Below are 14,282 nucleotides of genomic sequence, written 5' to 3'. Positions count from 1 at the left end.
ACCATCATGTCCGATATCGGCCGCGTCACCCTGTTCGGAAAACTGAACCCGTTCCTCTACGAGACGCTGGAGCAGGCGACCGGCTTCTGCCGGCTGCGCGGCAATCCATACGTCGAGCTCGCGCATTGGCTGAAGCAGATCCTGCAGCGCCCGGACAGCGACCTGCACCGCATCCTGCGCCGCTTCGAGATCGATGCCGCCGCGCTCGAGCGCGGGCTCGTCGCGGCGCTCGACCGGCTGCCGCGCGGCGCCGGCTCGGTGTCCGACCTGTCCGTGCATATCGACGACGCGGTCGAGCGTGCATGGGTGTACGCGACGCTCAAATACGATGCGACGCGGATTCGCGGCGCGACGCTGGTGCTCGCGATCCTGAAGACGCCGCAGTTGCGCGGCGTGCTGGTCGGGATCGCGCGCGAGTTCGAGCGCATCGTGCCGGACGTGCTGGCCGACACGCTCGACGCGATCGTCGACGGCTCGCCGGAAGCGCCGTTGCCCGACGCGCCCGGGGCGGCGGGTGTCGCGCCGGCCTCTGCCGCGGCCGGCGACGGCTCGGCGCTCGCGCGTTTCGCCGTCGACCTGACCGCGCGCGCCCGGGCCGGCGAGATCGACCCCGTGATCGGCCGCGATGCCGAGATCCGCCAGATCGTCGACATTCTGCTGCGGCGCCGGCAGAACAATCCGCTGCTGGTTGGCGAGGCGGGCGTCGGCAAGACCGCCGTCGCCGAAGGTTTTGCGCTGCGGATCGTCGCGGGCGACGTGCCGCCGCCGCTGCGCGACGTCGCGCTGTACCTGCTCGACCTCGGCCTGCTGCAGGCCGGCGCGGGCGTGAAGGGCGAGTTCGAGAGCCGCCTGCGCGGCGTGATCGACGAAGCGATGTCGGGCGGCCGGCCGGCGATCCTGTTCATCGACGAGGTGCACACGCTCGTCGGCGCGGGCGGCGCGGCCGGCACCGGCGATGCGGCGAACCTGCTGAAGCCTGCGCTCGCGCGCGGGCTGCTGCGCACGATCGGCGCGACGACATGGTCCGAGTACAAGCAGTACATCGAGAAGGATCCGGCGCTGACGCGGCGCTTCCAGCTCGTCCACGTGCACGAACCGGAGGAGGAGGCCGCGCTCGCGATGCTGCGCGGGCTTGCCGCGAAGCTCGAGGCCCATCACCGCGTGCTCGTGCTCGACGACGCGCTGCAGGCGGCCGTGACGCTGTCGCACCGCTACATCCCCGCGCGCCAGTTGCCCGACAAGGCGATCAGCCTGCTCGACACCGTCTGCGCGCGGGTCGCCGTCAGCCAGCACGCGGTGCCCGCGCCGATCGAGGACGCGCGCCGCCGCATCGACAGCCTGCAAGTCGAGCACGAACGGATCGGGCGCGAGTGCGCGCTCGGCACCGGCGACGCTGCGCGGCGCGATGCGATCGCCACGGCGATCGCCGGCGCGCAGGCCGAGCTCGACCGGCTCGATGCCCGCTGGCAGGCCGAGCGCGATGCGCTGGCGACGATCGTCGCGGCGCGCGCCGCGCTGCTCGACGACGACCCGTCGCGTGCGCTCGACGCGGATGCGCGCGCCGCCGCACAGGGCCGTCTCGCCGCCGCCCGGCAGGCGCTGGCCGACCTCCAGGACGATGCGCCGCTCGTGCTGCCGGCCGTCGACACGCACGCGGTGGCGGCCGTCGTCGCCGACTGGACCGGGATTCCGCTCGGGCGGATGGTGCGCGACGAGACGCAGGCGGTGCTGAACCTCGCCGCCACGCTCGGCGAGCGCGTGGTCGGCCAGCGTCACGCGGTCGAGCTGATCGCCGAACGGATCCAGACCGCCCGCGCGCGGCTCGACGATCCGGCGAAGCCGCACGGCGTGTTCCTGCTGTGCGGCCCGTCGGGCGTCGGCAAGACCGAGACCGCGCTGGCGCTCGCCGACACGCTGTACGGCGGCGAGCACAACGCGATCACGATCAACATGAGCGAGTTCCAGGAAGCGCACACCGTGTCGACGCTGAAGGGCGCGCCGCCCGGCTACGTCGGCTACGGGCAGGGCGGGGTGCTGACCGAGGCCGTGCGCCGCCGGCCGTACAGCGTCGTGCTGCTCGACGAGATCGAGAAGGCGCACCGCGACGTGCACGAGCTGTTCTTCCAGGTGTTCGACAAGGGCTGGATGGAGGACGGCGAAGGGCGCGACATCGATTTCCGGCACACCGTGATCCTGCTCACGTCGAACGTCGGCTCGGAGCAGGTGATCCGGCTGTGCCGCGACCCGGAGCGGCTGCCCGGCGCGCACGCGCTCGCCGACGCGCTGCGCGTGCCGCTGCGCGACGTGTTCCCGGCCGCGCTGCTCGGCCGGCTGACCGTCGTGCCGTACTACCCGCTGACCGACGCGACGCTCGCGCGCGTCGTCGCGCTGCAGCTCGCGCGCATCGCGCGGCGGATCGACGCGCACCACGGCATCCGCCTGCATTGCGCGGACAGCGCGACCGCGCTGATCGTCGAGCGCTGCCGGACGATCGAATCCGGCGGCCGGATGGTCGACGCGATCCTCACGCACGCCATGCTGCCGCGGATCAGCCGGGCCATCCTCGAGGCGACGCTCGAAGGCCGCGCGCTCGCGTCGATCGACGTGAGCGCGGCCGACGGCGAATTCGTCTACCGGCTCGACGAGGAGGCCACGACGTGAATCGCGTATTCACCCTCGACAGCCCGCTCGGCGACGACCTGAAATTCCATCGGCTCGACGGCGACGAAGCGCTCGGCAGCCTGTTCGAATTCCGGATCGAGGCGCTCGCCGACAGCCACAGCGTGTCGCTGAAGGACCTGCTCGGCAAGCCGGTGACGGTGCGAATCGAGCAGCAGGACGGATCGATCCGCTGCCTGAACGGGATCGTCGCGCGTGTGTCGCTCGCCGGGCGGCGCGCCGAACGGCACTACGGTTACGTGCTGACCGTGCGCCCGTGGCTGTGGCTCGCGACGCGCCGCTCCGACTGCCGGATCTTCCAGAACCGCACCGTGCCCGAGATCGTGCAGGAGGTGCTGGCGCCGTATGGCTTTCCGATCGAGAGCCGCCTGACCGAGTCGTACGTGCCGCGCGACTACTGCGTGCAGTACAACGAGACGGATGCCGCGTTCGTGTCGCGGCTGATGGAGTTCGAAGGGATCTACTACTGGTTCCGGCATGCGGCGCAGGCGCACACGCTGATGCTGGGCGACGCGATGTCGTCGCACGCGGCGCTGCCCGGCTACGCGACGATTCCGTTCATCGCGCGCGACCGCACGGCGATCGCCGACGAGGAGCACATCGACAGCTGGCTGCCGGCGCAGGAGGTGAGCGTCGGCAAGCACGAGACCAGCGACTATGACTACACGAAGCCGCGCGCCGACCTGTCCGCGCAGAAGGTCGACCCGCGCGGCCACGACCACGACGGCTTTGCGTCGTTCGAGTGGCCGGGCGGCTATCGCGACGATGCGCCCGGCGCGCACACCAGCCGCGTGCGTCTCGAGGAGCGGCAGGCGGAGCACGAGCGCGCGAGCGCCAGCACCGACGTGCGCGGCGTCGCGCCCGGCTGGCTGTTCACGCTCGCGCATTGCCCGCGCGCCGACCAGAACCGCGAATACCTGATCGTGCGGTGCCAGTACCGGTTTCAGGAGAATGCGTACGCGAGCGCCGCCGACGCCGAAGCGGTCGTGCATGCATCTCAGTTGCTCGTGCAGCCGTCGAGCCTGCCTTACCGGTCGCCGCGCGACACGCCGATGCCGCGCACCAGCGGGCCGCAGACGGCCACCGTCGTCGGGCCGCCCGGCGAGGAAATCTGGACCGACCGATACGGCCGCGTGAAGCTCCAGTTCCGCTGGGACCGCTACGGGCAGAGCAACCAGGATTCGTCGTGCTGGGTGCGCGTGTCGAGCCCGTGGGCCGGCGGCGGCTTCGGCGGCGTGCAGATTCCGCGCGTGGGCGACGAGGTGGTCGTCGATTTCCTGAACGGCGATCCGGACCAGCCGATCGTGACGGGGCGCGTGTACAACGGCGAACGGATGCCGCCGTGGAGCTTGCCGGGCAGCGCGACGCAAAGCGGGCTGCTGTCGCGGTCGTCGCCCGGCGGGACGACCGAGCATGCGAACGCGTTCCGCTTCGAGGACAAGAAGGGCGCGGAGCAGCTATGGATGCACGCGGAGCGGAATTTCGACGCGGAGACCGAACTCGACCATTCGCTGTCGGTCGGCAACAACCATACGCATACGGTCGGCAACGACGAGACGATGCAGGTGAAGAACAACCGGCAGCGCAACGTCGGGCAGAACGAGACGGTGACCATCGGCCAGCATCGGGTCGCGCAGATCGGCGGGAACGAGACGCATGGGGTGGGCGGGAACCGGACGCGCTCGGTCGGCCAGAACGAAACCGTGACGGTCGGCGCGAATCGCGACGCGACCATCGGCGGCACGCACAAGGAAACCGTTGCGCAGGGCAAGACCGAAACGATCGGCGAAGCCAAGACGCTCACGGTCGGGCAGCTTTATCACACGACGTCGCAGGACATGAGGACGACGGTCGCGGCGACGCATACCGAGGAAATCGGCGCGCGCACGTCGACGATCTCGAACGCGCATGTGCTCACCGTCGGTGGCGAGCATTCCGTCACCGTCGGCGCGAACCACACGACGAACGTGCAGCGCCAGATGCTCGTCAATGCCGGCGACCGGCTCGCGCTCGTCTGCGGGCGGTCCAGCATCGTGATGCAAAGCGACGGCACGATCGTGATCCAGGGCGTCAAGGTCGAGTCGAGCGGCTCAGACAGCCACAGCGTGCGAGGCAAGACGGTGACGTCGTCGGCGACCGGCGAGCACACCGTCGAAGGCACGGTGCTGAAACTGAATCCGTGACGCGAGGGCGTGCGCATGCAGAACTGGCAACCGACCAACCCCGTGGAGCGCAGGTTCATGGATGCGCATGCGGACTGGATGCGTTTCGCGGACGATCGCGCCGCCCGGCTGATGATCTGGCAGACCGACGAGACCGATGCGCAGCTCGTGCGGCTGTATTTCCAGGTGCAGGACGAAACCTCGTGCGCGGTGCGGACGATGCGCGCGGCGTTCGTCAATGAATCGCGTTACGCGCAGGCGCTCGCGGACGAGCTCGTCGCGTTCTACGACAGCCGCCGCGAAGCCTCCAGCGCGCAGGGGCTGCGCGCCGACTGGCAGGCGCCGCGCGACGACGGGGCGAACCCGGTGCTGCATCTGCTCGCGGTGGCCGACAGCCTGATGCACCACCACCCGGACATTTTTCCCGCGATGGTGTTCGTGCTGGCGCCCGCCCAGGTGCGCGACGACGCGGCGTGGTCACGCTGGCTCGACGGGCTGCTGATGATCGTGGCCGCCGCGCCGGCGCTCGGCGAGCGCGTGCGCTTCGTCGTGCCGCGTACCGACGTCGCGCCATTGGCGACGCTGCCGCAGCGTCATCCCGATGCGGTGCGCGTCGTGCAGGGCCGCTATGCGATGGCGAGCGTGCCGCGCGAACTGCTGGCCGAATCCGGCGAGCGGGGGCCGGGCGGCGAGTTCCGGCGCGCGTTCGTGACGTTGACCGAGGCGATCGAAAGCGGCAGTCCGGCCCGGCTCGAGGCACTGCGCGCGGCGGCGCTGAAGGTGGCGGAGCGCGAGCAATGGTTCGACCAGTGCGTGGTCGTGCACCTGATCGCCGGTGCCGCGTATCTGAAGTGGCGCGATCGCGAACGTGCGATCGACGCATATCGGCAGGCGGCCGACAGCGGCAGGCGTGCGGTGAATGCCGGGCATCCGGCCGGGCACACGCTCGTCGCGAACGGCTTGTTCGGCGAGGCGAGCGTGCACTTGACGCACAAGGATGACGCGCACGCGGCGTATTGCTACGAACGCGCGGCGGCATCGACCGCGGCCGCGCGGGACGGGCTGATGACGGTCGAAGCGTGGCGCATGAGCGCCGTGTGCTGGGAGCGGGCCGGGGAGCGCGAGCATGCGCGGGAGGCCGGATTCAATGCGCTCGATGCGGGGCTGATGATCGACGAATCGATCCGTGCGAACAGCAACCTGCGGCTCGTCGTCGAGTGGATGGTGTCGCAGGTCGGCGCGTTCGACCGCCGGCGCGGCGAACTCGGCGAGAAGGTCGCCGCGCTGCGCGGCGGACGGTGAGCGGGAGGGCGGCGTGGGATTGCTCGCGGTCAAGCACCTGGATCCGGTGGTCGGGGTCGACGTTCACTCGGTGCTGGTCGCGCCCAGCCCGACGCCGGTGTTCCTGCCGCATCCGCATGTCGGTTTCATGCTCGATCTGCGGGAGTACGTCGAGGCGGCGAAGGGCGTGGTCGGCAGCATCGCGATGGCGATCGCGCAGGAGAAGGCGGCCGAGTATCTCGACGATCATCCCGATGTCGCGAAGCGGCTCGACGATGCGGCGGGTTTTGCGGCCGGGAAGCTGGCGGATCTGAACGACGACCCGATCGTCGCGCAAGCGCTGAAGCTCCAGGGCGAGGCCACGTCGCTCAAGCGCCGTATCGGCGATGCGCTCGGCGCCAGCGTCGGGGCGGGCGGCAGCGCCGGCCGGCCGATCTTCGTGAACGGCCTGCTGCGGGCCACCGCCGGCACGCATTCGTTTCACGTTCCGGGCCTGCACTTCCCGCTCGGAGAAGCGTTCGCGCCACCGCCGCCGGAGGATCCGCTGCCGTCGGACGACGCCGAATCGTACATGGGCAGCAGGACGGTGCTCGCGAACAACGATCCGATGTCGTTCATGGCGCTGCCGGCAATGAGTTGCTGGTCGGTGGGCCTGGAACCGCCGCCGCACAATGGCGCGCATACCGAGCGGAGCTATCCGTCGATGCCGAGTTCGGTGATGCTGCCGATCCCGGCCGGCCGGCCGGTGCTCGTCGGCGGGCCGCCGGTCATGAACATGGCCGCGGCCGCGAAGGGGTTGTTCAAGGCGTTCCAGGGGGCGAAGTGGGCGAGGGCGCTGGCGGACAAGCTGCATTTGAAATCGGGGTTCCTGAGATGCAAGGTGCTGCATGCGGAGCCGGTGGACGCGATCACGGGCGAGGTGATCGTGCAGCAGCACGACTTTACGGTTGCGGGCCGCCTGCCGCTCGTGTGGGTGCGCAGTTATGCGGGCCACGCGGCGCGGCACGGCGCCGTGGGGGCTGCGTGGCAGACGCCGGCCGATATCCGGCTCGACCTGGTGCGAAACGGGCGCGCGGTGGGCGCGGTCGCGCATTTGCCCGATCTCGCGACGGCTTTCGATGCGATACCCGACGAGGACGGCTGGCCGGCGCGCCGATATGACTGGCAGCACGGGCATGCGCTGTATCGGCAGCGCGGCCTGCTGGTCCTGCGTACGCAAGCAGGGATCGAATATGTGTTTGTATGGCCGGCGCATCGGCAACACGCCGTCGACCCGCTGGCGGACGGTGCGGCCTTGACGTTGCCCGTCGAGCGGATGGCGGACCTGAGCGGCAATGCGTGGGTATTCGAGCGCGGCCCGGATCGCGGCCTGGTGCGCGTGGTCGAGATGAAGGAGGACGCGCCGACCGGACGCGCGATCGCATGCGACGCGGACGCGGACGCGGTCGGGCCGGGCGAAGCCCGTGCGCATCTGCTGGGCCAATTGACGCTGATCGATGCCGACGGCCGCGCCCATCCGCTCGTCGGCTACGCGCACGACCGGAGCGGGAATCTGGTTGCCGTGCTCGATGCGATGGGCCTGCCGCGCCGCTTCGCGTACGACGACGGTCACCGGATGGTGCGCCACACGAGCGCGCGGGGGATCGCGTTCCACTACAGCCACCGGCAGCACGACGACGGCGTGTGGCGCGTCGAGCGCGCGTGGGGCGACAACGGCCTGTTCGATTACCACTTTGCCTACGATGTCGCGCATCGCGAGACGCGGATCGTCGATTCGCTGCAGCACGCGACGATCCTCCAGTCCGACGCGCGCGGGATGCCGGTGGCGCGCATCGATCCGCTGGGCGGCGTGACGACTTACCGGTACGACGCCCAGGGGCGCACGTGCGCGGAAACCGATCCCGCGGGCCGCACCACCACCTGGGCCTATGACCCCTGGGGCAACCTGCTCGCGCAGACGCTGCCCGACGGAAGCGCCGTGCAGGTGGCGTACGACACGCAGCATCGCCCGGTGTGCGTCACTGCGCCGGGCGACCGGCAGTGGCGTTACGCGTGGGACGATCGCGGCAGGCTGCTCGCGCAGTCGACGCCCACGCACTCCACCGAGCGCTACGCATACGACCGGCACGGCCAGCTCATCGCGCATACCGGGCCGCGCGGCGCGGTGACGCGCTTCGACTACGATCGCGACGGCAATCTCGCGGCCGTGACCGATGCGCTCGGCCACTGCGCCCGGTACACGCACGATGCGCGCGCCAACGTGATCCGGGTGGTCGACGCGCTGGCGCAGGCGAGCCATTACGAATACGACCGCAACGGCAACCTGACGCGCGCCATCGAGCCGGGGGAGCGCGAAGCCCTGTTCAGCTATGACACCGACGGCAACCTGCTGCGCTATCGCGATCCGGGCGGTCAGGTCACGCGCTTCGAGTATTCCGCGCTGGGGCAGGTCGTCAAGCGACTGACGCCGGACGGCAACGTGATCGAATACCGCTACGACAACGAAGCGCAACTGATCGGCGTGGTCAACGAGCGCGGCGAACTGTATCGCCTGACGCGCGACGCATTGGGCCGGATCGTCGAAGAGGTCGATTACTGGGGCCAGTCGCGGCGCCATGAGTACGGCGCGGGTGGCCAGCTGCTGCGCAGCATCGATCCGAACGGGCAGGCGATCGCCTACGCAACGGATGCGCTCGGCCGTATCGTGCGCAGGCGCGTGCCGGATCCGCGGCAGCCCGACGGCATGCGTACCGAGACGTTCTCGTACGATCGGAGCGGCAACCTGATCGTCGCGGAAAATCCGGACGGCCGGATCGAACGCGAGTATGACGCGGCCGGCCGCGTCGTCGCGGAGCGCGGCGGCGACGATGTCGAGATCGCGAACGTGTACGACCTCGACGGCAATCGCATCGCACGAACGACCCGCTTGCGCGACGCCGCCACGACGATCGAACGCACGACGCGCTACGCATACGATGCGCTCGACCGGATCGCGGCGATCACGATCGACGATGCGCCGCCGATCGTGTTCGAGCGCGATGCGCTCGGACGCATCCGGACCGAGCGCTTCGGCGACGCGTTGCGCCGCGAGCTGTCGTATACGGCCGACCGGCTCTTTGCGCGCCAGACGCTGCTGGACGATGCGGGGCCGCGGTTCGCCCGCGACTATGCGTACGACGCGAACGGCGACATGATCGCCAGGCGTGACACGGGCGATACGGGCGATACGGGCGGCGGCGAAGACCGCTTCCGATACGATCCGGTCGGCCGGCTGACGGAACATCTCGATGCGGCCGGCCGGCTGCGGCGGTTTGCCGGCGACCGGGCCGGCGATTTGCTGGCGACGCGCATACGCGAAGGCAACGCCACGCGAGACGCGTTCGGAAGCGGGCTGCGCGTCGATGCGTGGTGCCGGGAGGGCGCGTGCGACGACGCGTACCATGCGTTCGACCGGATCGGCAATCTCGTGCGCAAGCAGGATGCCGGGCACGACATGACGCTGCGTTGGGACGGTGACGGCCTGCTGGTCGAAACGTGCGTCGTGCGGCCGGCGCGGGCCGATGGCGCGCAAGGCGGCGCGCTGCAGGTCTGGACGCGCTATTCATACGACGCGCTGCGTCGGCGCACGAAGAAGGTCACGCAGTTGCGGCCGGGCGCCGGCGGCGCCGACGCGCGCGCGCCGGTCAGCACGACGCGGTTCTTCTGGGACGGCGATGTGCTGATCGGCGCGCTCACCCGGCGCGATCCGCAGTTCGACCTGCTGCTGGCGCGCGCGCTCGACGGTGCGCCACTTGCGGACCGCTCCGAACGTCCCGGGGACGGCGCCGCCGCCATGGCGCACGGCGTTGCCGAGCATCAGGAATGGGTGTGCTATCCCGGAACCTCGCATCCGCTGGCGTGGCTGCGTGCTACGCTGCCGCCCGACGGCGCCAATGCGCCGATGCCGCCGCCACGGCCGACGATTCATTGGTTGTCCACGGACCCGAACGGCATGCCGATTCGCGGCGACGCGATCGGGCACGGCACGCCGTGGCGGGCAGCCTACGCGTCGTGGGGGGCGCTCGATCGCCCGGCGTCGACGCCCGGGGTCGAACAACCGCTGCGCTTTCTCGGCCAATACGAAGACCGTGAAACCGGGCTCTTCTACAACCGGCATCGCTATTACGATCCGGACACGGCCCGGTACATCTCGATCGACCCGATCCGCCTGAGCGGCGGCGACCATCCGTACCGATACGGCAGGAACCCGCTCGGCTGGGTCGATCCGCTCGGCCTGGCGGGCGTGCCGACCCGGCGTGTTCCGCGCTATTTCGGGCACACGGATCCGCTCGTCGAGGCGCAGGTGCGGGCCAAGGTGGTCGACTTCCTGAAGAGCCATCCGGGCATGGTCACGAGCGGCAGGGACAATATCGCGGTTGCACGGCTGAACGACGGATCCCTGCAGCTGCTGCACGGCAACCAGACCGTCGGTCACCCGGAAGCGCGCTTGCTGCGTGCCTATCCGGGCAGCGTCGAAATGCTCTGGAGCGAACTGCAGCCGTGCGACATCAACAACTATTACCTCAACGCAAACAAGCAGATGCAGATCAAGGACACGCCGTGCCAGACGGTCATCGATTCGAGCACCGGGCTGAAAGCCGTGTTTTACCGGATCGCGACCGGACTATCGGGCCCCGGCGCACCGACCAACGCCCAGCGGCTCCAGGCATTCCGCTCGTATGCGGTGAACGGGGATTTCCGCTAGGCGCCGGCGGCGGATCGTGCGCGGCTGCGACGTCAACTCGGGCCGGCTTGCGTAGTCCAGAGGCTGGAGCAGGGCAGTCAACCGTTCCGGGCAAACGTTTCCCAAAACCGGGAAAGACTTGAGGCAGCGAGCGTGCCGGCAAAAAATGCCGACGGAATGCGTCACGCAAGTCGATTTCGTGGAAATGCTCGCGCAAGCTTTCCTCAGACTTGCTACGATTGTGCGCGCGGCGAAAGGGGGGGAATTTCTCGGCTCGCGTATCGCACGGCACTCGCGCCCGAATGGCGCAGGGACGACACGAAAACCAACGCATGAAACGGGCTGGAACGGCAACTGAGAGGCCGGCGGCCGGCCCGCGCAGATCTATCTTGAACAACAAGGACGTCAACAACATGAAGGCCACACGCCTCCAGGTCGCCGCGACGCTGGTCGCATTCGCGCTCGCTACGGGCTGCGCGGCGCCGGTCGCCTTTGCCAAGAGTTCCGGCTTCAGCTCCAGCCGCTCGTCATCCAGCTCGAGTTCCGGCTCCAGCCGTTCATCGGCCAGTTCGAGTTCGAGCTCCAGCCGTTCTTCGTACAGCTCGAGCTCCAGTTCCAGCTCCAGTCGCTCCTCCTTCGGCTTGAGCTCCGGTTCCAGCTCCGGCCGTTCCTCCTTTGGCTTGAGTGCCGACTCGGGCTCCAGCCGTTCTTCCTTCGGCTCAAGTCCAAGCGCCAGCCGCTCGTACGGCTCGTCGAGTTACAAGAGCGCTTCCGATGACGCTTCGACGCGTTCGTCGGCTGGTACGTCCAGCCTGTCCGGCACGTCGAAGAAGTCTGGGTTCAGCAGCTCGGGTTCCAAAAAAGTGATTGCCGCGACTGCGCTCGGCGGGGCGCTGTATGCCGCTCAGTCGAGCCGGGACGCAGCCGCGACGCTGAATTCGAGCGAGTCGTCGCGTAGCAGCAGCGGTGACAGCGGCAGTACCAGTGGCAGTAGCAGCAACGCGAGCGGCAGTTCGCTCGACCGCGGCACTTCCGGCTATACGCGATCGTATGGGACGCGCAGCGATACGCCACCGTCGTACAGTGCGCCCGCTCCCAACGTGCCGCCACCGCCGTCGTACCGTTCACCCGCGCCCAGCGCGCCACCGCCGCCGGTGGTGGTACAGCAATCCAGTGGCAATAGCGGCCTCCTGCTCGGCTATATGCTCGGGCGCAGCAGCCAGCCGCGCGAAACGGTCGTTGTCCAGCAGCCGACGGCGCGCGCGGCCGACTCAACCGATGCGCCGGGGTATCGGCGCGTCAGCGACGATGCTACGCCGGATACCGACACCGCCGCATCCGAATCCCGGGCGGCGGCTGTCGATTCGCCGCCTGCAACGACGGCGAAACAACCGAAAAAGGAAAACAAGCATTGGGTCGTGGGTACGGTCGTGCTGATCGGCGGATTCTTGCTGGCCGGTTGGCTCGTCTTCAAGCTGCTCGCGTGGGTGCGCCGCGCGTGGTCGGACAGGAAGGCACGCTATGCGTCCCGCACCAACTACCGCCTCTGAGAACGAACATGGGAATTCTTGAACTCGCTCGCCGTATTGGCGCAAAACGCCTCGACGAGTTTGCGCGCACGCAGGCAGATCAACCGGAGCGGGTCGACACGGGGCTGCCGTTGGGCGCGCGTATCGGCGGCATGATCGAGCTGGTGCTGGCCGATTTTGCATTGCTCGAAGGGTCGCTTCTCGTCGTGCCGCCGGCTGTGCAGATGCCGATCGTTGCGGTCAGTCGCCTGCATATCGACGCCGATGCGGATCTGTCGATCTTCCGGCTGTACACGGATACGGGCACGGATCGGAACGGGCAGGGCGCGTTCCTGCAGATCATGACGGGCAATGACGCTCCGCAGGATGTGCGCGAAGTCGCGTACTACCAGTTCCTGTACCGCGAATATCCGGTGACGGCCGAGGAGCAGGACGCCTTCCTCGGCAACGGCTACGGCCTCGGCCAGGACCGCTACGACATGGACCGCGACGAGCTTGCCCAGATCGCGCACCTCGCAGGGAATCCGGCGCGCGTCGATGCGCTGCTTGGCGGCAACGAGACGCTCGGGTTCGAGCGCGATGCGCCGGGCGGCGACTACGTCCGGCCGTGGACGGCCCGGGAGCGTCGGCTGGACGACGGCATCGGCGAGAAGGGCGTCGAGAAGACGCATTCGTTCATGCAATACGTGCGGCGCCTGCCGGCCGGCCCGGCGCAGGAAAGCGGCCCGATCGAGCGCTTGTGGATCGATTTCGAGCATGTCGAAACGATGGACGGGCGCCCGGCGGAGGCTGTCTGGGTCGACTATTTCGCCGGTCTTGCCATCGATCCGCTGCGCGTCAAGGTTTTCTGAGGGGCGAAGCCGCCTCGATCCACTCGCAACTCGCAACGCAAGATTTACCAAGGAGCACACCATGTCTGGCTGGAAACTCGTTTCGTCGCTTCTCGCGAAACACGTTGGTACCGTGGGCGACCGCCTCGCGCAGCAGATCGCCGCATTCGATCCGGAAACGGCGACGCAAGTCGACCGCGACAACCTTCAAGCGAAGCTGCATGAAGTGGCGGTCAAGCTGGCCGAGGCCAAGCAGAAGAACGGCGCCGCGCAGAAGGCGGCGGCGGAATTGAAGGCCAGCATCGACGGCGACGTGAAGGCGTCGGTCGTGCTGATCGCCAAGTTCGAAAAGCAGGAAATCAACGAGGTCACGCTGACGCAGTTCACCAACGACCTCGAGCGCCGCCAGCAGGAGCTGCCGCGACGTCAGGCCGAGGCGGACGGTGCGCAGCAGCTCGTCGACACGCTGCAGGAAATCCTGACGACCGTCGAAACCCAGGTGAACGAGTTCGACGCGCGAGCGCGCGCGGCGATGGCGGATCTCGCGCAGGCCCAGGCCGATCGCGAGCGTGCGCAATTGATGCAACAGCAGCAGGAGGAATTGAACCGGTTGCGTGCGAGCACCGGGTCGGCTTCGACCGGGCTCGGCGCGTTGCAAGCGGCGGCCGCACAGGCGCGCGTTGCAGCGGATGCCGCGCAAACGGTGGCTGCCATTGGGCAAAAGCCGCTCGACCAGCAAGCTGCGGTTGAAGAGGCTCGTCGTATTGCTGCGGGTGCGTCGCCTGCTGGTACGGAATCGGCGGTCGAGCGCTTGCGGCGGATTTCGCAAGCGTAATTGGGGAGGCCGCGTGTCGGTGATGTCGGCACGCGGCGACGAGGGCTTGTGTTGGATTTGGATGGTTGGGTGGACGTTCCACATGAGTTTACATAACGTGAATTATCACCAGAAAAGCTGTAGTAGCTTTTTAGAAATGTCGTGTTCTAGCCATTTAGAAATGTCGTGTTTTGACCTCGGTATGCTGGCCGGTTCCTTGCGGGACCACGGAGCCGGCCATGTATCCAGGTGCACTGGTGACAC

The 14,282-nt window shown here is 68.6% G+C and carries 7 protein-coding genes; all 7 read left to right on the top strand.

The window, feature by feature from the left end; genetic code table 11:
• Nucleotides 1-6: 6 nt before the first annotated feature.
• The 7 genes from tssH (at nucleotide 7) to HWY45_RS09170 (ending at nucleotide 14,039) form a co-directional block, all read left to right on the top strand.
• Nucleotides 7-2,661, top strand: a complete 2,655-nt coding sequence (gene tssH, locus HWY45_RS09200; RefSeq protein ID WP_059885884.1) for a type VI secretion system ATPase TssH — start codon at nucleotides 7-9, stop codon at nucleotides 2,659-2,661.
• Nucleotides 2,658-4,862 (top strand): type VI secretion system Vgr family protein, encoded by a 2,205-nt coding sequence (locus HWY45_RS09195; protein ID WP_059885882.1) that lies wholly within the window; start codon nucleotides 2,658-2,660, stop codon nucleotides 4,860-4,862. Before tssH ends, HWY45_RS09195 begins: the two co-directional genes overlap by 4 nt.
• Nucleotides 4,863-4,877: 15 nt before the next feature.
• Entirely contained in the window at nucleotides 4,878-6,143 is a 1,266-nt protein-coding gene (locus HWY45_RS09190; RefSeq protein ID WP_059885880.1) for a hypothetical protein, read from the top strand.
• A gap of 13 nt (nucleotides 6,144-6,156) precedes the next feature.
• Nucleotides 6,157-10,866, top strand: coding sequence for an RHS repeat-associated core domain-containing protein (locus HWY45_RS09185; RefSeq protein ID WP_081069938.1), 4,710 nt, complete (start codon nucleotides 6,157-6,159; stop codon nucleotides 10,864-10,866).
• Nucleotides 10,867-11,234: 368 nt separating this feature from the next.
• Complete coding sequence (locus tag HWY45_RS09180; protein WP_150999204.1) at nucleotides 11,235-12,395, top strand: hypothetical protein; 1,161 nt, start codon at nucleotides 11,235-11,237, stop codon at nucleotides 12,393-12,395.
• Nucleotides 12,344-13,225 (top strand): DUF2491 family protein, encoded by an 882-nt coding sequence (locus HWY45_RS09175; RefSeq protein WP_230947004.1) that lies wholly within the window; start codon nucleotides 12,344-12,346, stop codon nucleotides 13,223-13,225. Before HWY45_RS09180 ends, HWY45_RS09175 begins: the two co-directional genes overlap by 52 nt.
• Nucleotides 13,191-14,039 (top strand): hypothetical protein, encoded by an 849-nt coding sequence (locus HWY45_RS09170; protein ID WP_230947003.1) that lies wholly within the window; start codon nucleotides 13,191-13,193, stop codon nucleotides 14,037-14,039. Before HWY45_RS09175 ends, HWY45_RS09170 begins: the two co-directional genes overlap by 35 nt.
• Nucleotides 14,040-14,282 lie beyond the last annotated feature (243 nt).

The organism is Burkholderia stagnalis, from assembly GCF_902830275.1.
In the GTDB taxonomy this organism is placed as follows: Bacteria; Pseudomonadota; Gammaproteobacteria; order Burkholderiales; family Burkholderiaceae; genus Burkholderia; species Burkholderia stagnalis.
Note: the sequence above shows the minus strand (reverse complement) of the source record. Positions and strands in the feature narration are given on the sequence as shown.